General features: G+C 62.0%; 16 protein-coding genes and 1 pseudogene. 3 read left to right on the top strand and 14 right to left on the bottom strand.

Features of this window, described 5'->3' with window-relative positions; genetic code table 11:
* Positions 1–43: 43 nt before the first annotated feature.
* Both ACVILL_RS37830 and ACVILL_RS37825 read right to left on the bottom strand, forming a co-directional pair.
* Positions 44–3,154 (bottom strand): efflux RND transporter permease subunit, encoded by a 3,111-nt coding sequence (locus tag ACVILL_RS37830; RefSeq protein WP_456733683.1) that lies wholly within the window; start codon positions 3,152–3,154, stop codon positions 44–46.
* Positions 3,151–4,335 (bottom strand): efflux RND transporter periplasmic adaptor subunit, encoded by a 1,185-nt coding sequence (locus tag ACVILL_RS37825; protein WP_456733682.1) that lies wholly within the window; start codon positions 4,333–4,335, stop codon positions 3,151–3,153. Before ACVILL_RS37825 ends, ACVILL_RS37830 begins: the two co-directional genes overlap by 4 nt.
* A gap of 215 nt (positions 4,336–4,550) precedes the next feature.
* On the opposite strand from ACVILL_RS37825, the gene ACVILL_RS37820 reads away from it, so the two are divergent.
* The gene (locus ACVILL_RS37820) at positions 4,551–4,802 is read left to right on the top strand and encodes a hypothetical protein (RefSeq protein ID WP_456733681.1); all 252 of its coding nucleotides are present in this window, start codon (positions 4,551–4,553) and stop codon (positions 4,800–4,802) included.
* Here the strand turns inward: ACVILL_RS37820 and ACVILL_RS37815 are convergent.
* From ACVILL_RS37815 to ACVILL_RS37775, 9 genes and pseudogenes are all read right to left on the bottom strand, one after another.
* On the bottom strand, positions 4,797–5,261 hold the full coding sequence (locus tag ACVILL_RS37815; protein WP_456733680.1) for a hypothetical protein: 465 nt from the start codon (positions 5,259–5,261) through the stop codon (positions 4,797–4,799). The two genes, ACVILL_RS37820 and ACVILL_RS37815, sit on opposite strands and share 6 nt — an antisense overlap.
* Before the next feature lie 33 nt (positions 5,262–5,294).
* Positions 5,295–7,496 carry a molybdopterin cofactor-binding domain-containing protein gene (locus tag ACVILL_RS37810; protein ID WP_456733679.1) on the bottom strand — a complete coding sequence of 734 codons (2,202 nt, stop codon included), beginning with the start codon at positions 7,494–7,496 and terminating at the stop codon, positions 5,295–5,297.
* A 12-nt stretch (positions 7,497–7,508) separates the two neighbouring features.
* Positions 7,509–8,491 (bottom strand): annotated as a pseudogene (locus tag ACVILL_RS37805) (FAD binding domain-containing protein).
* On the bottom strand, positions 8,488–9,138 hold the full coding sequence (locus ACVILL_RS37800; protein WP_456733678.1) for a 2Fe-2S iron-sulfur cluster-binding protein: 651 nt from the start codon (positions 9,136–9,138) through the stop codon (positions 8,488–8,490). Before ACVILL_RS37800 ends, ACVILL_RS37805 begins: the two are co-directional and overlap by 4 nt.
* A gap of 53 nt (positions 9,139–9,191) precedes the next feature.
* Entirely contained in the window at positions 9,192–9,599 is a 408-nt protein-coding gene (locus ACVILL_RS37795; RefSeq protein WP_456733677.1) for a cupin domain-containing protein, read from the bottom strand.
* Positions 9,596–10,588, bottom strand: coding sequence for an aldo/keto reductase (locus ACVILL_RS37790; RefSeq protein ID WP_456733676.1), 993 nt, complete (start codon positions 10,586–10,588; stop codon positions 9,596–9,598). The genes ACVILL_RS37795 and ACVILL_RS37790 overlap by 4 nt, the downstream gene beginning before the upstream one ends.
* A 307-nt stretch (positions 10,589–10,895) precedes the next feature.
* Positions 10,896–11,471, bottom strand: coding sequence for a hypothetical protein (locus ACVILL_RS37785; protein WP_456733675.1), 576 nt, complete (start codon positions 11,469–11,471; stop codon positions 10,896–10,898).
* Positions 11,472–11,797: 326 nt separating this feature from the next.
* The gene (locus tag ACVILL_RS37780; RefSeq protein ID WP_456733674.1) at positions 11,798–12,043 is read right to left on the bottom strand and encodes a hypothetical protein; all 246 of its coding nucleotides are present in this window, start codon (positions 12,041–12,043) and stop codon (positions 11,798–11,800) included.
* Between the two features lie 289 nt (positions 12,044–12,332).
* Positions 12,333–13,268: an NAD(P)-dependent oxidoreductase gene (locus tag ACVILL_RS37775; protein WP_456733673.1), complete on the bottom strand. Its 936-nt coding sequence runs from the start codon at positions 13,266–13,268 to the stop codon at positions 12,333–12,335.
* 379 nt (positions 13,269–13,647) lie between these two features.
* On the opposite strand from ACVILL_RS37775, the gene ACVILL_RS37770 reads away from it, so the two are divergent.
* Positions 13,648–14,328, top strand: coding sequence for a response regulator transcription factor (locus ACVILL_RS37770; protein ID WP_456734452.1), 681 nt, complete (start codon positions 13,648–13,650; stop codon positions 14,326–14,328).
* Between the two features lie 17 nt (positions 14,329–14,345).
* Positions 14,346–15,773, top strand: a complete 1,428-nt coding sequence (locus tag ACVILL_RS37765) for a sensor histidine kinase (RefSeq protein ID WP_456733672.1) — start codon at positions 14,346–14,348, stop codon at positions 15,771–15,773.
* A gap of 24 nt (positions 15,774–15,797) precedes the next feature.
* Here ACVILL_RS37765 and ACVILL_RS37760 read toward each other — a convergent pair whose 3' ends face one another.
* The 3 genes from ACVILL_RS37760 to ACVILL_RS37750 form a co-directional block, all read right to left on the bottom strand.
* Positions 15,798–16,334: a cytochrome family protein gene (locus ACVILL_RS37760; protein ID WP_456733671.1), complete on the bottom strand. Its 537-nt coding sequence runs from the start codon at positions 16,332–16,334 to the stop codon at positions 15,798–15,800.
* Positions 16,335–16,558: 224 nt separating this feature from the next.
* Positions 16,559–17,608 (bottom strand): catalase family peroxidase, encoded by a 1,050-nt coding sequence (locus ACVILL_RS37755; protein WP_456733670.1) that lies wholly within the window; start codon positions 17,606–17,608, stop codon positions 16,559–16,561.
* A 398-nt stretch (positions 17,609–18,006) separates the two neighbouring features.
* Complete coding sequence (locus tag ACVILL_RS37750) at positions 18,007–18,924, bottom strand: winged helix-turn-helix domain-containing protein (protein ID WP_456733669.1); 918 nt, start codon at positions 18,922–18,924, stop codon at positions 18,007–18,009.
* Positions 18,925–19,981: the final 1,057 nt, after the last annotated feature.

Here is a 19,981-nt window from a genome sequence, read left to right as displayed (position 1 = left end):
TCACGAGATCTGATGAATGCAATGCGATTGGCGTTGCCTGCGGTCATTCCGCAGGCTCCGGATGGACGTCGCGCGCCGTTTGAAGCGGCCGCGCTCCGAACAGCCAATTCTGCAACCGGTCGAGGTAGAGGTAGACGACCGGCGTGGTGTAGAGCGTGAGCACCTGCGATAATGCGAGGCCCCCGACGATCGCGTAGCCCAATGGCTGACGAATCTCCGATCCGACGCCGGTCCCGACCATCATCGGCACGGCACCAAGGAGCGCCGCCATCGTCGTCATTAGGATGGGACGAAAGCGCTTGATGCAGGCCTGGTAGATCGATTGCTCCGGTGTGAGGCCATCGGCTTGTTCGGCCTGAATGGCGAAGTCGACAAGCATGATCCCGTTCTTCTTGACAATGCCGATGAGCAGAACGATCCCGACCACGGCGATCACACTCAGGTCGAAATGAGCGGCCATCAGGAGCAAGAGCGCGCCGACGCCCGCCGAGGGCAGCGTGGAGATGATCGTGATGGGATGGATCGTGCTTTCATAGAGCACGCCAAGGATGAGATAGATCACGAACAGCGACGCGGCGATCAGGATCGGCGTGCTCTTCAACGAGGCGCCGAACGCCTGGGCGTTGCCCTGGAAACTCGTCTGCAGCGACAGCGGCGGATGCAGCCCCTTTTTAATGGATTGTATGCCGCTCACCGCCTCACCGATTGCAGCTCCGGGCGCCAGATTGAACGAGATCGTCACGGAGGGAAATTGTCCCTGGTGGTTCACGACGAGCGGCGAGACCTTCACGACCGAGTCGACCAGCGTCGACAACGGAACCTGCTGCCCGCTCGACGACTTGACGTAGATGCCGTTAAGCGCTTCGGGCCCATACTGGAACTTCGGGTTGACCTCCAGAACGACGTGATATTGTTGCAGGGCCGTGTACATCGTCGAGACGATCCGCTGACCGAATGCGTCGTCGAGCGTGTTGTCGATCGTGTACGGCAGGATGCCGTAGGACGAGGCCACCTCGCGCTTGATCGCGATGTCGAGTAGCGGTCCGGCATTGAGCTGATCGGTCGTCACGTCCGCAACCGTGGGCAGCGCCTTGATCCTGTCGAGAAACAAGCCCGCCCAGTGGCTGAGCTCGCCCTGATCGGCATCGTTCATGGTGTATTGGAACTGGGTCTTGTTCAGCCGCGCGCCGACGGTGATGTCCTGCGCGGGCTGCATGTAGAGAGTGATGCCCTGGATATTGGCAAGATTAGTGCGAAGCCGTGCGATTACCTTGCCGATCGGGTCGCGCCGGTCGGCCGGCTTGAGCTGGATGAATACGCGGCCGTCGTTGACGGTGTAGGTGCCCCCGCCGGCACCGACCGCCGAGCCGACCGATGCAACGGCAGGATCTCGCACGATCGCATCGAGCATTGCTTGCTGGCGCTCGGCCATCGCCTGGAACGAGATGTCCTGTGCGGCTTCCGATTGACCCAGGATCAGCCCGGTATCCTGCTGAGGGAAGAAGCCCTTGGGAATGATGACGTAGAGATATCCGGTCACCACGATGGTGCCGATCATCACCATCAGGGTGATGAAGCGATGCCGGAGCACGACTTTCAGTCCCGCTTCGTAGGCGTTGAGCAGCAGATCGAAGCCGCGTTCGGACCAGCGGTAGAGACGCCCGTGTTCAGGGCTCTCCGGTTTGAGCAAGTATGCGCACATCATCGGCGTCAGCGTCCTGGAGATCACCAGGGAGAGCACCAGCGCGACGCTCACGGTGATGGCGAATTCGCGGAACAGAAGGCCGACATAGCCGCTCATTAGGAAGAGCGGAATGAAGACGGCAATCAGCGAGAACGTAATCGCCATCACCGTAAAGCCGATTTCGCCGGATCCCTTCATCGCGGCGTCGTATGGGGACAGGCCCTCCTCGATATGTCGCGTGATGTTCTCGATTTCGACGACGGCGTCGTCGACCACGAATCCGACGGCGATCGACAGCGCCATCAGCGAAAGGTTATCGAGGCTATAGCCCATCTCATAGAGGATCGCGAAGGTACCGATCAGCGAGAGCGGCACGGTGACGGCTGGAATGATGGTTGCCCAGAAGCTGCGAAGGAAGATGAAGATCACCATGACGACGAGTGCGATCGTCAGCAGCAGCGTGAACTGCACGTCTGCAACTGAAGCGCGGATCGTCTGGGTGCGGTCTGAAACGACGTTTATCTTGATGGCGGCCGGGATCGACGCCTGGAGGGTCGGCATCATCGCCTTGATCCGCTGCACCGTCTCGATCACGTTGGCGCCGGGCTGACGCTGCACGGCGAGAATGATGGCGCGCTGGTTGTTGTACCAGCCCGCGATCAATTCGTTTTCACCGGCGCTGACGGCGCGTCCGATGTCGCGAATGCGAACCGGCGATCCGTTGCGATAGGCAATGACCAGATCGGCATATTGGTCCGGATGGAACAGCTGATCGTTGGTGTTGAGCGTATAGGTCTGGCGTGGGCTGTTGAGCGTCCCCTTGGCCAGATCGACGTTGGCTTGCCCGAGGACGGTACGAACATCCTCCAGGTTGATGCCGCGTGCGGCCAGTGCCTGCGGATCGACCTGGATGCGCACTGCCGCCTTCTGCTGGCCCCCGATGCCGACGAGGCCCACGCCCTGAACCTGCGAGATCTTCTGCAGCAGGATGTTCTCGGCATACGCGTCGACGGTCGTGAGCGGCAGGTTGTCGGAAGTGAGACCCAGCACGAGGATCGGCGTGTCGGCCGGATTGACCTTCCGGATCGTCGGCGGATAGGGCATGCCGGTGGGCAGATACGGGCTTGCCGCGTTGATGGCCGAGAGCGTATCGCTGACGGCGCCGTCGATCTGGCGGTTCAAGTCGAACTGCAGCGTGACCTGGGTGTAGCCTAGCGCGCTCGCCGACGTCATCTGGGTAAGACCGGGTATTTCCCCGAATTGGAGCTCGAGCGGCGAGGCGACCGAAGAGGCCATCGTCTGCGGGTCGGCACCAGGCATCTGTGCGGTGACTGTCAGCGTCGGATAGTTGACGTTCGGCAGTGCCGCCACCGGCAGCAACGGATAGGCGACAAGCCCGGCAGCCAACAATCCGATCATCAGCAAGGCGGTCGCGATCGGCCGCCGGATAAAGGGTGCGGAGATGTTCATGGAATGGGTGCCTGCAATGCGTCTTGGGCAGCGGCTTCTGCAGCGGCCTTGCCATGCAGCGGGACCACGTGCGTTCCCGGCCGCAGTTTGTATTGTCCGTCGACCACGACTTGCTCGTTGGCCTCAAGACCGGAATCAATCAGCGCCTGACCGTCGCTGACCTGCGCAACCTTGATCTGACGGATGGAGACCGTGTCGTCCGGATTGACGACGTAGGCATATGGCCCGTTCGGTCCCTGCTGGACGACGGCGGCGGGGACCGTCAGGCCGTTGTGCCGCGTGTCGAGCAGCAATCGTGCATTGACCAGCTCGCCGGGCCAGAGGCTGTTCGCCTTGTTGGAGAAGTTCGCCTTGAGCTGGATCGAGCCGGTGGTCTGCAGGATCTCGTTGTTGACCAATCCGAGCTGTCCCTCGCCAAGCTGGATCGTGTTGTTCTGGTTGTAGGCCAGAACGGAAAGCGGCGTTTTCGTTTTCCGCTGCTGCTGCTGGATCGGCGGAAGAACGGTCTCGGGCAAGGTAAAGATCAGCGAGATCGGGTCCAGCTGGGTGACGACACAGAGGCCGTTCGTGCTTGACGGGCTGATGATGTTGCCCACGTCGATCTGGCGAATGCCAACCACCCCGTTGATTGGGGACGTAAGCCGCGTGAAGCTGAGCTGCACCTTGGCGGCGTCGATCAAGGCCTGGTCGGCCTTGATCGCCGCCTGCAGCTGGCCGACTTGCGCATTTTGCGTTTCAATTAATTGAGGCGTGGCCCAGCCCTTGTCGCCGAGCTGGTTGTAGCGAACCTGATTGGCCCGCGCATTTGCGAGCTGCGCCTGATCGCGCTCGAGATTGGCGGCATATTGATCGAGCAGGGCCTGATAGGGTCGCGGGTCGATCTGTGCGAGCAGATCGCCGGCATGGACCTGCTGGCCCTCGGTATAGTTGATGCTGATGATCTGCCCCTGGATCTGGGCCCGCACGATGTCCGTGTTGTAGGCGATCACCGTACCGACGCCGGTCAGATAGATCGGAACGTCATGCTGGGTGACGGTGCCGGCAACGATCGGAACGGGGGGCACCGGCGCTGGCGCAGCGGCTGCGTGCTGGATCGGGTCGTAATGGGTAAAGTGCAGCAGGCCGGCGCCCGCGGCGAGGGCGGCCAGCACGGCGGCAGGGATGACGATCTTCATCTTCATGGACGTTGCTCCGGAAGGCCGCAGCTCAGCAGCTGCCTGGTAAGCCCGTGGATGCGGATGGGCCGAAGGACGGACATCCAGAGATCGAAGTGGGCGGTGCGGCTACAGCCGGCTCGGTTGGCGCGATGCTGCCTGTCACGAGCGGCGCTGGCAGCGTGGGAAGCAGTACCGCGGAACTGACACCGAGATTGCTGATCTCCGTCGAGTCGAGAGGAATGCCGGTCTTGGCACTGCCGCCGGGCGTTGTCGGCGCCGTCGAACTCGGGCTCGAAGATGCGGCGATGCTGCTCGAGCCGGAGCCGCACATGCCCGACATGCCGGCGGTATCGAGCGTGCCGGATGCGGAGCTTTGCATCATTCCCGACGTCGACATCGACGAGGTCGCCGCGATCCCCGACGACATGTCTATCGAAGCGGTCGTATTGCCGGCTGCGCCGCCGACGACCGCCATGCCGCCGCCGTCATAGGTCGACGTCGCGCCGGAGATTCCGTTCGGCGAGAGACCTAGGGTCGAGCATGCGGTGCCGGTGTGACGGAGCGGCGATGCTGCCGGTGACCGTGGGGGCCGGGCTGACGCCCGGCGAGGCAAGTTCGGTCGCACCAAGGCCGATCCCCAGGGGCGAAAGCGGGGATCCTGTGCTGCTGCCGAGCGGAGAAGTCGCTCCCACCGTGGGCGTCGGGGGCGCCATTCCGGTCACCTGTGCGAACGCTCCGCCACCCGCGAGGTAGGCAAGGCAGGCGGCGATCATGCGATATTTCACGGGCATGCTCCATTGCAGAAAACCGGTTGCACTGAACCTGACGATCGCCGGACGGATGCCGTTGCGGCTTTGCACGAAAATCGCATTACCCCGGTCTCCGACAGCGGCAATCCAAAAGGGAACGAACGGAAAGACCCGCCGCGGGCAGGTCCGTTCGTCCTTCAAGTGCGGCCCAGTTGAATGGCGCCCAGCAAACGCTCAAGCTTGCTTCGGCAGATTGGCGAGAATCTTGTCGAGTGTGATCGGATAGTTCCTGATCCTTGCGCCGCATGCGTTGTAGATCGCGTTGGCGATCGCAGCCCCGGCACCGCAAATTCCGAGCTCGCCGATTCCCTTGCTCTTCAGCGGATTGGAGTGCTCGTCCAGCTCCGGAAGAAAGATGGCGTCTATGCCCGGCGGCACATCCGCATGCACCGGCACGTGGTACTCGGCCAGGTCGTGGTTGACGAAGTAGCCAAAGTGAGGATCGAGCACGAGGTCCTCGTGCAGGGCCGCGCCTACGCCGAATATCATTCCGCCAATGGCCTGCGAGCGTGCCGTCTTTGCGTTCAGCACGCGGCCGGCCGCGAATACGCCGAGCATTCGCCGCACGCGCACTTCTCCGGTATCCCGATCAACGCCGACCTCCGCAAAATGGGCGCCATAGGATTGCTGAGAGAAATCCTGATTGTTGCGGCCTGGGCTGATTTCGCCCTCGGCTTCAATTCCGGAGCCGACAATCTCCGTGAGCTTGACAGAGCGCCCCGCCGTTGCGATATGGCCGTCGCCAAAACGCGCTGTATCGGGATTCATGCCGGCCCGTGCTGCCAGTTGCTCGCGCAAGGCCTGGCACGCCTCGAACAGCGCCGATCCGGAGCTCGCCGCGCCGAACGAGCCGCCTGAGCCGGCCGCTTCCGGAAAGTTCGTATCGCCGAGATCGACCCGTATTCTTTCAATCGGCAATCCCAGCATCTCGGCGGCGATCTGTGCCAGGATCGTGTAGGTCCCCGTGCCGATATCGGTCATTGCCATCTTCACGGTAGCCACTCCATCGGAATCCAGCCGTACATTGGCTCTCGAGAACCGGAGGGGATTGCCTCGGGTTCCGGCGGACATGCCCATTCCGACCAACCACCGTCCGTCCCTCACTTGACCGGAGATCGAATTGCGGTCGTCCCAGCCGAACCGACGTGCGCCCTCCCGCATGCAGGCAACCAAATTGCGACTGGAGTAGGGGATGTGCTCTTCAGGGTCCTCGGCAGGCTCGTTCCGGACTCGCAACTCGATCGGATCGAGCTCCAGCTTTTCCGCAAGCTCGTCCATGGCGCACTCCAGCGCGAGCAGGCCGACTGCCTCGCCAGGGGCGCGCATGGAAGATGCAACGGGAATGTCGAGCGGCACCAGACGATGCCGCGTCAGCCGATTAGGGCCGGCATAGAGTGAACGGGTTTGAAGCGCGGCAGCCTCGTAGACCTGTTCGGACGGAAAGTTGCCGGAGAAGACGTCGTGGCCGATTGCGACGATCCGGCCCTCGCGGTCGGTACCGAGGCGGATACGCTGGATGGTGTCCGAGCGATGCGTCGTCACATGGAAGATCTGCTGTCTGGTGAGCGCGACCTTGACGGGTTGCTTGAGGTATCGTGCTGCGATTGCGGCAAGAATGGCATCGGCGTTCACCCATAGTTTGCCGCCGAAGCCGCCGCCGACGAAAGGGCTGACCAGCCGGACGTTTCCGACCGGGATGTTCAACGTCCGGGCGATGACCTGCTGGCCCTGATTCAGCATCTGGTTCGCTGTATGCAGAATCAGCTTGTCGCCGTCCCACCTCGCGAGCGTCGCATGCGGCTCCATCATCGCGTGGCTTTGCAGCGGTGTGCGGTAGGACACATCGATCTGCACGGGAGCGCTGGCGTACGCGTCCGAGAAGTCTCCGACTTCGCTGTCGGCCGGTGAACCGTCCGATTGGTGTGGGACGCGGGCCAGCGTGAGATGTTGAGGCAGGGCGTATTGTCCCGTCTCCCGATCGTACGTCGCGTTGACCAGAGAGGCGGCGGCCCTGGCCTGCTCGAACGTTTCGGCAACGACGAACGCGACCGGTTCGCCGTAGTGGGACACGACAGGGCCTGTGAGCACAGGATGCGCCTCACGATGATTGCCGGTGCCCTGCTTGGGAGCGTTGCGATAGGTGAGGACGAGTTTGACGCCAGGTGCCCGCTCGGCCGCGATCGTTTCGATCGAGGCGATCCGCCCCTTTGCGATCGAAGCTTCAACGACAAACCCGTAGAGTGCGTCCTGTTGCATCTCGAAAGCGTAGCGTGCGCCGCCGGTGACCTTCAGCCGTCCGTCGACACGATCGAGCGGCTTGCCGACAATCTTCTCGGCATCCAGCGCATTTGCCCCGACTGGTGCATCCATGTCCATTTCGATGTTCCCTCAGATACGGGTGATCTCGCCGAGCACGGCATGCAGGGCGCGGCGGGTGAGCGGAATCTTGAAATCGTTGGAGCCGGCTCCATGCGCGCCCTCGAGAACCGCGTCCGCGGCTGCGTCGAACGATTTGGCTCCGGCAACTGCATTCGTGAGGCTTTGTTCGGCGGCGGCGATGCGCCACGGCTTTGGGGCGAGACCTCCGAAGGCGAACCGCGCCGAGCGGATTCGACCGCGCACGCTGTCGACGATGGCGGCCACCGAAACCAGCGCAAACGCGTAGGAGGTGCGGTCGCGCACCTTTCGGTAGACCTGGGCGCCGGGCGGTGGCGGAGGCAGCGTCACAGCCGTGACGATCTCGCCCGATCCAAGGGCCGACTCGATTTCCGGCGTGTGGCCCGGGAGCCGGTGGAAGTCGGCGATCGGGATCGTGCGGGTTCCGCCTTCGTGATCGATCGTCTCGATCCTTGCATCGAGTGCGCGCATGGCAACGGCCATATCCGACGGATGGGTCGCGATGCACGCCTCGCTGCCGCCCATGATAGCATGGATGCGGTTGAAGCCTGCGAGCGCCGAACAACCCGAGCCGGGTACGCGCTTATTGCAGGGTTTTGTGACGTCGTAGAAGTAGTAGCAGCGCGTCCGCTGGAGCAGATTGCCTGCCGTGGTGGCTTTGTTGCGCAATTGGGCGCTCGCACCGGCGAGCAGGGCGCGGCTCAGCACGCCGTAGTGCTGCCGCACCCGCACGTCTGCTGCGAGATCGCTGTTGCGGACCAACGCGCCGATGCGCAAGCCGCCTTCCGAGGTCTCCTCGATCTTGTCGAGCGGCAGACGGTTGATGTCGATCAGGGCCGATCGTGTCTCCACCTGCAACTTCATGAGATCGAGCAGGTTGGTGCCGCCGGCGATGATCTTGACACCGGGCTTGCTCGCTTCGGCAGCCGCATCTGCGATGGAGATTGCACGCGCTCGTAGGAGAATGCCTTCACGTCTGCTCTCCCATTGCCTGCTTGATCGCCGCGACGATGTTCGGGTAGGCCGCGCATCGGCAGATGTTGCCGCTCATCCGCTCACGAATTTCTTCATCGCTCAGCTTTGCTGCCGGCCGAGTGAGATCCTCTGTCACATAGCTCGGCACTCCGTCGCGGCTTTCGGCCAGCATGCCCACTGCCGAGCAGATCTGGCCCGACGTGCAGTAGCCGCATTGGAACCCGTCGTGTTCGACGAACGCGGCCTGGATGGGATGCAGGTCCTTGCCGTAAGCAAGTCCTTCAACAGTGGTTATCGATTGGCCATCATGCATGACCGCAAGCGTAAGGCATGAATTGATGCGGCGTCCCTCGACCAGAACGGTGCAGGCACCGCACTGGCCGTGATCGCATCCCTTCTTTGAGCCGGCCAACGCCAGATGCTCGCGCAAGGCGTCCAGCAAGGTTGTGCGGGGGTCGAGCGTAAGATTGTGCAGGTGGCCGTTGACCCGAAGCGCGATCGACATCGGGGAGGCGTCAGCCTGATCGATCCCGGCGGCAAGCACGCCCCGTGGAAGGCTGCCCAGCAAAAGCGCGGTGGTGCCGGTTTCGATGACGGTACGCCGCGTGACCTCCATGTTTGGAAAAATGGCGCTTGTATCTTCCATGTCTGTTCCGTCTCTCCTGGGTAGATCAAAGATGTCGGGCAAGGTCGCGTGGCCTATGGCCAGATTGCGTCGGGCAGGTTGACGACAATCGGCACAGGCGTGCTGCGAACCACCACCCACCGAAACGGAACAAGGTGGGAGGGGTTGATCTCCATATGCGGAAGAAACGCGGGGACGTGTATGAAATCGCCGGCATTCGCGCGCGCTGAGAACTCACCTCTGTCGCCCCAGCGAACTTCGCATTGACCTGACAGCACGAACGCGATGGTGTCCTGTTCCCCATGATGGTGGATCCCGGTTCGTGCGCCCGGCTCGACCTCGAAGAGGCCGCCCCAGATGGTCGAACTGATGCCTAGCGACGGTCCGATCGCGGCGAAGCGATGGGAGCCCGATGTTTGGGCCGTCGTCGCGTCGAACCGATCCCGGCTCACGATGTGGATTGCGGATCGTGTGTCCATCATGCCGCCTCCCGGTCCGGAGGCGCCATGAATTCGGGACCGATCGGATCCTTGATCGTCTCCTGGAGAATGTGGTCGATTTCGGCCATTGCTTCCGCATCGATCCGCCACCCGAGAACGTCGGTGATCGGCGCAAGCTGCTCGGCGCGCCGGGCACCCCACAGCGCGATGTTGTGTTCGCCGCGATCGAGCACCCAGCGTACTGCCAATTGGATCACTCGTTTGTCGAAGCGTTCCCGCGCGAACTGGTCGAGCCGCCTGACGGCGTCAAGATATTGCTGAAAGCGGGGTGATCGAAATTTCGGATCGCTCTTTCGCAGGTCGTCGCCGGTGAATTGGCTCGAACCGGTCATGCTGCCGGACAAGAGGCCGCGGCACAGCGAGCCGTAAGCAAGGAGAGCGATATTCTTCTCTTGGCAGTAGGGCAGAACGTCCTGGTCGATGGCGCGTTCGAACAGATTGTAGGGCGGCTGAGCCGTATGAAGCGGCGCGACCTTGCGGAATTCCTCCATCTGGGCTGGGCTGAAGTTGCTGACGCCGACTGCCCGAATTTTCCCCTCGCGCTGCAGCGCGCCGATAGCTTCGGCCGTTTCTGCAATCGGCGTCCGCGGATCCGGCCAGTGCACCTGATAGAGATCGATGACATCCGTCCGGAGCCGCTTCAGCGAATTCTCGACCTCTTCGACAATGCGTGCCTTGCGCGCGTTGCGGAACGGCTTGCCGTTCTTCCAGTCAAGTCCTGCCTTTGTGGCGATCACCGCCATGCTGCGGCGACCGCCGGAAAGGGCCTCTCCGACGATTTCTTCGGATCGACCGAGTCCATAGACGGGCGCGGTGTCGATGAGATTGATTCCGCGATCGAGCGCTTCCCGGATCGTCTTGACGGCATCGCTTTCATCGGTCCCGCCCCACATCCAGCCGCCGATCGCCCACGTCCCGAGTGCAATGCGAGATGCGCGGATGGATGTGCCGGGGATATCGATGAATTCCATGTTCTTGTTCGGGACGGTGTTCATTGGTTGTTCCTTTGCTCTGCGCCCACTTGATTGCTCGAGGCGACGTTCGGGATGGCCGAGCGAACCGATGCCGATGCTTCGTTGTGTTGCGTGCCGGTCTCTGGAGACCGAGAGCGCAGCGGCACATTGGCGGCGCGGTATGGATTGACCTGCCGATCCCGAGGCATGGCCGCTGGCGACGCGACACCGGCAGATTGGACTACAGAGCGTCACTTTGAATTGAGGTTTCGGAAGGCCTCGATCCGGACGGCACGCCATCCGGACCGAAGATAAGGGCTGCAGACTAGCTGCAACTCAGCGGCAGCGGCTGATCGGGATGCAGGGAGTGCCAGTCGTAGCAGTCGGGATCGCCATAATAGTAGCCGTAGCCCCGCGAGTATCTGCCGTAGTGGTGCATGCCGTGGTCGTGGATGCCCGCGCCATCCGGATGGCCGCCGTCGCCGAGGCCGAGATGATCGCCGCCGCTTCGGCCGACGTCGCCGCGCATTGCGATGCCGCCGGGGTGAACGCCTCCACCGAACCCGCCCACATGTGCCCCGCCGTCAAGGCCACCGAGATGAGCGCCGCCGCCCATTGCACCGCCGATGCCGCCGATGTGCGCGCCTCCCCCGAAGCCGCCCATGTGCGCACCGCCGTCAAGGCCGCCGAGATGAGCGCCGCCGCCCGTTGCACCGCCGATGCCGCCAATGTGCGCGCCTCCTCCGAAGCCGCCCATGTGCCCGCCACCGCCCATGCCGCCGCCGAAACCTCCGCCGTGACCGCCACCACCTCCGCCGCCGCCGCCACGTGCGTCGGCCGCGCCGACAGCCAGTGCGGAGGCAAGCGTGGCAGTCGCCAAGATCAATATCATTCGTTTCATCGGGATACTCCTTGTGTTTGGATTTTCGCCGGTCGCGCAGCATCGGTACGCGGCTGCAAGGCCAGGCTTTCGGGATGCTTGAAGAGTAGGGACGCGCGGCAGCCGCACCCACTAAAATTGGCTTCACAAGGACCGGAGCGACGTCCTCTCGCGGCAAGTTGAGAAATGTCGAGCCCAAACAAACGGTCGGTTGATACGAGAGCGATCAATAAAAAGCGGGCTGGAACGGTATCCAGCCCGCTTTTGTCGGTGCGCCGATCGACGAGGATCTACAAGCGCCAAGGCGCAAGAGGGACGGTCGAACAAGCCGAAACCGCGGTATGCGATTAGAACGCGCCCGTGCCCGGTTCGCAGGGAACGTTGTTGCCGGTCCACGGCGCCGTCGCGAATGCGCCGACGCGCGGCGCCGGAACGCAGGCGTGATCAGCCGAGTAGAACGGCGCGTCCGGTGCGGCAACACTGGCTTCCACAGCGGTCCGCCGGGCAAGGTGGGCGCTTTCGCGTGCCATGGCAGGCGTTGCCAGCATTGCCACAGCAATCAGTCCAGTCGACAGCAGCTTGAGATTCGTCATTGAGCTTCTCCGTTGAAAACAGCAGGCCGGTGAAGGAGTGGCCTGTCCGAGCAGGTGTGGCGGATCACGGATCAGCCAAACACACGAAGCGGTCACTTGCGTTCAATCGGGCGTGACTCAGGAATAGGCGAAGTGGAATCAACACGCGGCGCGCGCGAGGAATCGCGCGTCGGCGCAAATGAGGAAAAATGCAGGATAACGGAGTTCGTCGTCCGCGCGGCCGCGGCGCGAAGCTGGAGCGAGGCAATTGTTCGACGACGATGCTTCCACGCCGTGCGGACCGGCGAGCCTATAGTCCCGCTTCTTCCGAGGCGACCATTCCGAGCGCCGTCCAGTCAAGTCCGCCGTGGCCGCGAGCAATGCCCGTGATCAGCCGATCGCGAACGACACCGACCGACGGCATCGGAGCGCTGGCCAGTTCCGCCTCGGCGAGCGCCAGGCGCACGTCCTTGAGCGCCAGCGGCATTGTCAACCCGGGCTTGTAACTGCCGGCAATGAGCCGGCTACCATAGTTCTTGTGGACGCGGCTGTCGAACATCGTCCCAGTCATGATGTCCACGAACTGCTGAGGATCTTGTCCACGTTTCCGCAGCACGGTCACGACTTCTCCGAGCACCTCGAGAGTTGTTGCCGTCATCATGTTGCCCAGCAACTTGATCAGATTGGCGTGCGCGGGATCCGCCCCAACGACGAAAGTCTGTCCGAGCGAAGCCATCACCGGTCGGCAACGATCACACGATGCCGGGTTGCCTGCCATGATGACGGCCAGCTGGCGCGCTCTGGCTGCGTCGGGGTTACCGAACACGGGGGCTGCAACGTAGCTCTGACCGCGACGCTCGTGCTCGAGCAGCAGCGCGGTCGAGGCCTCGGTGCTGATGGTGCTCATAGACAGATGGATCACGCCGGGCCGCAACGACTCCGAGATCCCAAATGGTCCGAAGAAGACATTCCGCACGGCAGCATCGTCGGGCAGCATGGTGATGATGATGTCGCTGTCGAACAAGTCCGATCGACGCGTCGTGGCCGCGATGCCGAGCGCCTGGAGGTCGCCGATGCGCTCCGGCCGGCGTACATAGGCGCACACGTTGCGCCCGTCCGCCGCGAGATTGGCTGCCATGGCTGTACCCATCAGGCCGAGCCCGACAAATCCGATTTTGGCGGACATCCGCGGGTCCGCCTGCGGATGTCCATTCGCGTTTCGTTCGTCGTCGACGTCGTCCGGCATGGTGGCTCGTTCTCTTGATCCTGTACCCGGGAACGTAGGCAGCCGGCCGGAGGATGTCGTCTAAAATCGATTTCAGTGTTGCCGGGAGCGCGGCGGCGGAGCCGCGTTGGCCGGTGGTCCCCGATCCGCTCAGCTCGTTAAATTGCTATTTAATGGCGTGGCCTCGGCCGAGGGTTTATGTCTTTTTCCGAGGCTCTGCCGTGCTTTGCCAAGGCGGCGTGCCAGACGGAAGCGGGCGGCGCTAAGCCGGGTCGTTGGGTAGCGCGGCCCGCCTATTCTAACCAGGCAGTTTGGACGGTGGCTTATGACTTTGCCAACGAGCGAGCATATGATTTCGCGCCAGCCGGCCGGGTACTTTGGCACATCTGAGATCGAGCTGATGATGAAAGTTCTTCTGATCGAAGACGACGGCGGAACGGCCGAGGAGATCGTGGCCGAACTGAGCGAGCTCGGGTTTGAGGTCGAATGGGCGTCAAACGGAATTGACGGCCTCGACAAGGCCCGAGCGCTCCATCCCGACGTCCTGATCGTCGATCGCATGCTGCCCGGCATGGACGGGCTTACGATCATCGAGGCATTGCGCAGGGAGCAGGTTGGCACCCCGGTCCTGGTGCTGAGCGCGCTCGGCGCCGTCGACGATCGGGTGCGGGGCCTGCGAAGCGGCGGAGACGATTACCTTACGAAGCCCTTTGCAGTCGTGGAGCTCATCGCAAGAATAGAAGCGCTTCTCCGTCGTCCCACCGACAGCCGAGGGACAACCTTGCGGGTCGGCCCTCTCGAGCTCGATCTGATCGAGCGTACCGCCCGGCGCGGCGAACGGGAGATCGATCTTTTGCCGCGCGAATTTCGCCTGCTCGAATACATGATGCGGCGCAGTGATCAGTTGCTGACCCGCGCGATGCTGCTCGAAGAGGTCTGGAATTACAAGTTCGTGCCGGCGACGACCAATCTGGTCGATGTGCATATGGGCCGATTGCGGCACAAGGTTGATGGTCCCGGGGAAGCACAGATGATCCACAATGTCCGGGGCTCCGGATTTATTCTGCGGGCGCAACAATAGGCGCCGCCGGTGCAGGTATGGCGATCGAAATGAGGCCCGAACAACAACCGGCGAGATCGGTGCGCCAGCTCCAACTCATGCGCTCGAACACCTTCCGGTGGGCCTCGGCGGTGGCTGCCGTGTTCGCCGTGTTCATGATCGTGCTGTTCGGTTTCATCTACTGGAAGATCGACGGCTATCTGATTGCGCGATCCGATCGCATGATCGCTCAACAGCTCAATTTCATGGCGGGCCTGCCGCGGGATCGCCGCGCCGATGCAATAGCGGACCATCTTGGCCAGGATTCCCGAGGCGTTCAGTATGCGGGAATGTTCGATGCTGCCGGCAATAGGCTTGCCGGCAACCTCAAAGCGCTACCGCATGACTTCAGTGTCGATGGAACTGCGCAGGCTGCGCGGGTAGCGCCGTTCGGCCAATCGCCAGTGGGTGATCCGCTGGTTCGGGCGGTAGGCAGACGTCTCGAAAACGGTGACGTCCTCGTCATGGGACGGAACGTCGACGAGACCCGCGAGATATCCCGCGTCGTGGGGCAGGCCCTCGCGCTTGGGCTCTTGCCGGCGCTCTGCCTTTGCTTGCTGGCCGGAGCTTGGCTGAGCGTGCGCGCGCAGCGGCGGGTAGAGGAGGTCAATCAGCGCGTCCAGCGAATCGTCGCCGGTGATCTCCGCGAGCGCCTCCCGCATCGTAACGTCAACGATCCCTTCTCGAGACTGGCCGTGATCGTGAACGGCATGCTTGATGAAATGGAAACGATGATCAACGCGCTCGCTGGCGTTGGCAACGATATTGCGCATGATCTGCGAACTCCGTTGACCCGCGCCAGATTGTCCCTGGAGCGCGGGCGGACACATGCAACCACCCTGGAGCAGCTTCAGACCGTCACGGACAAGGCGATCGGAGGGATTGATCAGTCACTCGCGATCATCACCGCGCTCCTGCGATTGACGGAGATTGAGAACAGCCGGCGTTCGGCCGGCTTCGGCAATGTTGCGTTTCATGAAATCTTGCGAGAGGTATGTGACATCTACGAGCCGATCGCCGAGGACAAGAGCATCGAGCTTGGCGTGGATATCGACCGCAAGCTGCACGTTTGGGGCGACCGGGATCTCCTCTTCGAGGCCGTGGCGAATCTCGTCGACAATGCGATCAAGTTTACGCCGGCCGGCGGGAGAGTCGGCTTGCAGCTTTTGCGGGGTGACAAGGAAGCCATCGTGCGTGTGACCGACACGGGACCGGGTATCAGCGAACAGGAGCGTGAAGTCGTGCTGCGGCGGTTCTATCGCTCCGACAAGATGCGCAACACGCCGGGTGTCGGGCTCGGGCTCAGCTTGGTGGCGGCCATCATCAAACTACATGGCTTTCGGCTGGTCATCAATTCTGGTTCCGGAGGGCGGATTGAGATCGTTTGTCCTGACAAGGCAAATGGATCGAACTTGCCGCAAAAATGACCGGTGCTCCGGACAGATGTGGTGCTACCGTCCGGCTTTCCCGAAAATCAGGTCTGATTGGGGCGCGCCGGCGGGGCGGCCGATCTGGATCGTACCGTGATTCAGCGCCTGGTGACAGGAGTTGCAGGCCTCGCTGAGCCCGTCATAGGCCTTGCCAAAATCGGCGTCGTCTCTCCGATCGATCGCGTTCTTCAGATCCTCGAGCGGTTTCTTGGTAACGGGCTCGATCATGTCGGCAAACGGGGTGTCCTCTTCCGTTGGATGCGCGCGTCCGAGCCGGCCGAACGCACCGCGGAGATTGCCTAACTCGTAGGCGGCGAAATCCCAGTCGCCGGCCTGTTCGGCTCGCCATATCCGCTCGTGCCTAGGTTGAATCGTGCCGATCATTAGGTCGCTGATGCTCGGCAGATACGTCGTCGGCTGCGTGGAGGAGACACCTGCCGCGCCGGCATGCGCTCCGGGCAGGCGCACAAAGGCGGTCGTCAGAACGACAATGCAGGCCGACAGCAGGCCAAGTACCACCGAGCGCTTGGATATGGCAGAAAACGGACCTAGTCTCATGGCGGCTGTTCCGAACGGGCAGGCCAATTGAAAGTGAGTTGGGGCCATCGACCGATGGGAGGGCCGCTCCGACCGGGCCTAGCTGCGCGCTAGGCCTCTGACGTTGTAGTCGCCGCTCGCAGAATAATCTTTCGAGTTCGCACGGAGCAGAGCGGCCCGCCACAAAATATTCACCGGACGAACCCATGCGGGCCTCCCCCGATGTCGGGTCGTCCGTAACACCATCAGGTTTCGGTCAGTCGCCGGGAATGCGAAACTGCGTAGGAAGACGAGCGGAACCGGAGAATTGGATCGTCGGTCGGACCGATACCATCGGCCATCACCATGGGATCGAAGTTGATGCCAAGGGCCCCCGATGTCCGATCTGGCGCAAACGACGTAAGCGTCAGCGTACCGGCCTTGATCTCGCGTCTCCCCGCCGGCCAAAGTACCGTCGGATCATCTTCGGAATCGCCCGGTTCTCCGATCGCCACGATCATACGCCATTGGATGGGGCCTTGGCTCACACGGTCACGAAATGCGGCCTCGAGAAATTCCCGGGGCTTATTCTCAAGCTGCTCGTCAGTCAGCGATTTTTCGCCATCCTCCGGCATGAAGCGCCACCGCACATTGGTCGCTTTCCCTGCCTGATCGACGAAGCGGAACGTGTGTATGCCGTAGAAGGCACAATTGGCATAGCTCGCCGGAGGATTGTTGGTCTTTAGAAAGTGAAACTGCGCAGCGTTATCGGGATGCTGCTTCAGGAAGGCGGCGAACTTGCCCGGGTCCGATTTCCCGGTCTGCACGTCCTTTGCGAGAGCCATGAACTTGTCCAGAAACGTGGAAGGCGTTCTCGCAAAGAACATGGGCGTGTGCAGCATCGTCATGTGATGCAACGTTCCGGCTTTCAGACGGAACTCGAGGCCCACGCCGCGTGCGCTGCGTTCGGAATCGGAAGCCGATGGGTCTCCTCCCGCGACCGAAAACCTCGCAATGACCTCGATTCTGTCGCCCTCGAAGAGGGCTGACCGAGAGAGCTCCGCCGCCTCTTTCGTGCCGACAAAATGGCCAACAGCGCCGAACCCCTTTGTGTGATTTCTTCGCTTCGCTCTGTGTCTGCCATACGCTCCCTCCAGCGCATCGTTCACCGCAATCGCCACTAATTCTCCGCTGCCCTCGCTGGTCGCTGCGGCGCTTTCAGTCGCGCCAGCATGGCCCGGCGGGAATGCACCGACTGCTGCGCCAAGCGAAAGCCCGCCAACTCCAACCAGCAGCCGTCTGCGTGAGGTGTCCATTTTATCCACTCCACTTCGCTCAGGGATTGCGCAGTTCTGTCCAAAAGTGCAGAGCGCCTCCATTCGACGAAAATCCCGCCAGTAAGGGCGAGAAGTCCCTCGTTTATTGCCATCGTGATGCGTGCCGGACGCGGTTGGCTCCAGCATCCATCTGAACGCCTCGCACACGATGGTTCTGCTTGGTGGTGCACGGCAGCGAATGGCACAAACGGCCAGTCAGCTGACCAGAGTCTGCCAACGAATTTCCCGTGAGCCGTGCGCATGGCATGATTTCAAATCCGGCGCGGGCAGCGCTGACGCGGTCAAGATCTGGAACCACACCCAGGCGGTGATAAGAGGCAGGAGAATCATTTGCACATCTCGCGGATTGTCATTGCTGGAGAACTGGAATTGCGCTTTCAAGAAGCTGAGGCCTTTCGCGATGGCACGATGCTGTCGCCGATTTGGAGGTTCTTCGAACTCGCAAGCTTGGTGGCTTCGTGCGCTGTGCCGCTCGCCCGGCGTAGACGTTCACAATTGCGCCGCCGTTGCTCCGTCGGAGAAGACTCGTCCAGCGAGATCGTCGTACCCTCGAAAAGCGTCGGCGTTGAGTGTTGTCGAAAGGGCGTTGCACTCAGTACAAAGCCGGCGCCGCGCACGTTCCGAATGAGAGCGGCCTCGTTCGTGCCGTCAACCTTGCGGCGCAACTTGCTCATGTAGACGTCGACGAGATTGGTCTCCGGCACGAACTTGTAGCGCCAAACCTCCGTCAAGAGGGTCGCCCGCGTAAGCACCGTGTCGCTGCGTTGCATCATGTACTTGAGCAACTGAAACTCCCGCGGTCTCAGATCGATCCGGCGGTCGCCGCGTTTCGCAGTGCGGTCAAGGAGATCGAGCTCAAGCGGTCCAACTCGTAGCACGGTATCATTCGGCGGCGGACGCCGAGCCGAATATTCCGCGCTCGATGCCGATCCGGCAGTTGCGAGCACCTGTTCCGAGGGGGTGTCGTGTTGCTGCGGCAACGCGCCAATCGCATCAATCAATTTCACCACCGCAGTCGACAGGAGCGAGCGAATGCCTGCCTCATTGGAAACAGAACGGCATTGCAATTCTCCGGCTATCTCAGCGATGAGAAGGCGTGCTGGCACAGACAGTCCGTCGAAATCAGTCGGAATCTCCGCGCCCTCATTCCGCAGCTTTGGCGCGGTGTGAGAGCTCGAGACAAAGCTCCGATGCCGCCGGCGTGGAGTTGGAAAATGTCCCGACTTCGGCTGCAGGGTACCTGGCTTGACAGCAGTAAGTGCCAAGTCCTCGTAGCCGAGCCTGTTGCTGGTCATGGTGCAAGTTCTCATGCGATGTCCTTTTCCGCCGCCGGTTGGCGAGTAGATTTCACGACACCACTGCCCGGCTTTCGAGCAGCCGAATGGCGGTATTGCAATGCTGTGCGTAGCATTCGTGATTGCAGTAGGTGAGGCGTGTCCCGATCTCTCGCAGGTAGCCCGGGGAGATCGGATTCTCGCACATCACGCAGATCGGCTGAGTGCAGGGCACTCGACCATTGACCAGGATGAACCTCACGCGCCTCTCCATGAGTTGAAGTGAATGATGGGAGCTCTTGAGCCGCCCGAAGGCCAGGATAGCCATTTGCGATCGTCATTCTGGCGCGCCTTGAAGCGATCAACGCACCGTTCGGAACAAAGCGCTGTCTTCCAGCAATACTGCCGCATAAGGCCAAATCTGCCGTAGCAGATCGGACAGCGCACGGCGGCGACGTCACGGCGATGTTGAGAGCTGTTGTGCATCTGTGCCTCCTCTTCGTGTCGCGTGGATAGCGGTTGTCTTGGCTCGTTCGCCGGCGGTGTTCGGTACGGGCGATCGATTGATGGCGAGGTTATGAGGGAAGGATTGCGGCCTCAATCGTGCGCGGGTAAGCGCTCGATATTCAAAAAGGGTCGGAGGAATTATACGCGGGTTTAAAATCTCCAGCTCTTCGCGCCCACCGATGAGTTGGCTTGTCGAAGGCTTGCGTATGGCGTCGCGGAGCCGACGGTGCTGCCAAACGCCGGAGAGAGCCCGATACAGCGCGCGGAGAAGCTTCGTGATCGTTTGGTTGTCGCGCGTGATTTGCCCGGCGAGCAGGATGCAGGAGGAGAATCCGAAGGCTCGCAATAGCAGCTCCGCATCTGGCGGAGGGGCGGACGGTTTCCCGCCGCGGCGGGGAGAGGGCGTGAAACCGTCCGCCTGGCAGACAGGCGGCACGCACCAGGAAGGAAAGCGCGGCCAGCTGCTAGACGTAAGACTATGCTCGGCCAACCTGCATTTCAATTAAACAGAGGTTTAGCTGTACCAACCCGCGGGTTGGCTCGATTTTCATCCCTTCATTGCGATGCGGCT

This window comes from Bradyrhizobium sp. USDA 3364 (assembly GCF_054056355.1).
Note: the sequence above shows the minus strand (reverse complement) of the source record. Positions and strands in the feature narration are given on the sequence as shown.

Bases quoted from the DNA above. Each gene is read 5' to 3' on its own strand.
- ACVILL_RS37770 (WP_456734452.1), top strand. From the start codon at position 13,648: ATGATGAAAGTTCTTCTGATCGAAGACGACGGCGGAACGGCCGAGGAG.
- ACVILL_RS37830 (WP_456733683.1), bottom strand. From the start codon at position 3,154: ATGAACATCTCCGCACCCTTTATCCGGCGGCCGATCGCGACCGCCTTG.
- ACVILL_RS37800 (WP_456733678.1), bottom strand. From the start codon at position 9,138: ATGGAAGATACAAGCGCCATTTTTCCAAACATGGAGGTCACGCGGCGT.
- ACVILL_RS37795 (WP_456733677.1), bottom strand. From the start codon at position 9,599: ATGATGGACACACGATCCGCAATCCACATCGTGAGCCGGGATCGGTTC.
- ACVILL_RS37825 (WP_456733682.1), bottom strand. From the start codon at position 4,335: ATGAAGATGAAGATCGTCATCCCTGCCGCCGTGCTGGCCGCCCTCGCC.
- ACVILL_RS37790 (WP_456733676.1), bottom strand. From the start codon at position 10,588: ATGGAATTCATCGATATCCCCGGCACATCCATCCGCGCATCTCGCATT.
- ACVILL_RS37785 (WP_456733675.1), bottom strand. From the start codon at position 11,471: ATGAAACGAATGATATTGATCTTGGCGACTGCCACGCTTGCCTCCGCA.
- ACVILL_RS37780 (WP_456733674.1), bottom strand. From the start codon at position 12,043: ATGACGAATCTCAAGCTGCTGTCGACTGGACTGATTGCTGTGGCAATG.
- ACVILL_RS37775 (WP_456733673.1), bottom strand. From the start codon at position 13,268: ATGCCGGACGACGTCGACGACGAACGAAACGCGAATGGACATCCGCAG.
- ACVILL_RS37765 (WP_456733672.1), top strand. From the start codon at position 14,346: ATGGCGATCGAAATGAGGCCCGAACAACAACCGGCGAGATCGGTGCGC.
- ACVILL_RS37760 (WP_456733671.1), bottom strand. From the start codon at position 16,334: ATGAGACTAGGTCCGTTTTCTGCCATATCCAAGCGCTCGGTGGTACTT.
- ACVILL_RS37820 (WP_456733681.1), top strand. From the start codon at position 4,551: ATGCCGGTCTTGGCACTGCCGCCGGGCGTTGTCGGCGCCGTCGAACTC.
- ACVILL_RS37755 (WP_456733670.1), bottom strand. From the start codon at position 17,608: ATGGACACCTCACGCAGACGGCTGCTGGTTGGAGTTGGCGGGCTTTCG.
- ACVILL_RS37810 (WP_456733679.1), bottom strand. From the start codon at position 7,496: ATGGACATGGATGCACCAGTCGGGGCAAATGCGCTGGATGCCGAGAAG.
- ACVILL_RS37750 (WP_456733669.1), bottom strand. From the start codon at position 18,924: ATGACCAGCAACAGGCTCGGCTACGAGGACTTGGCACTTACTGCTGTC.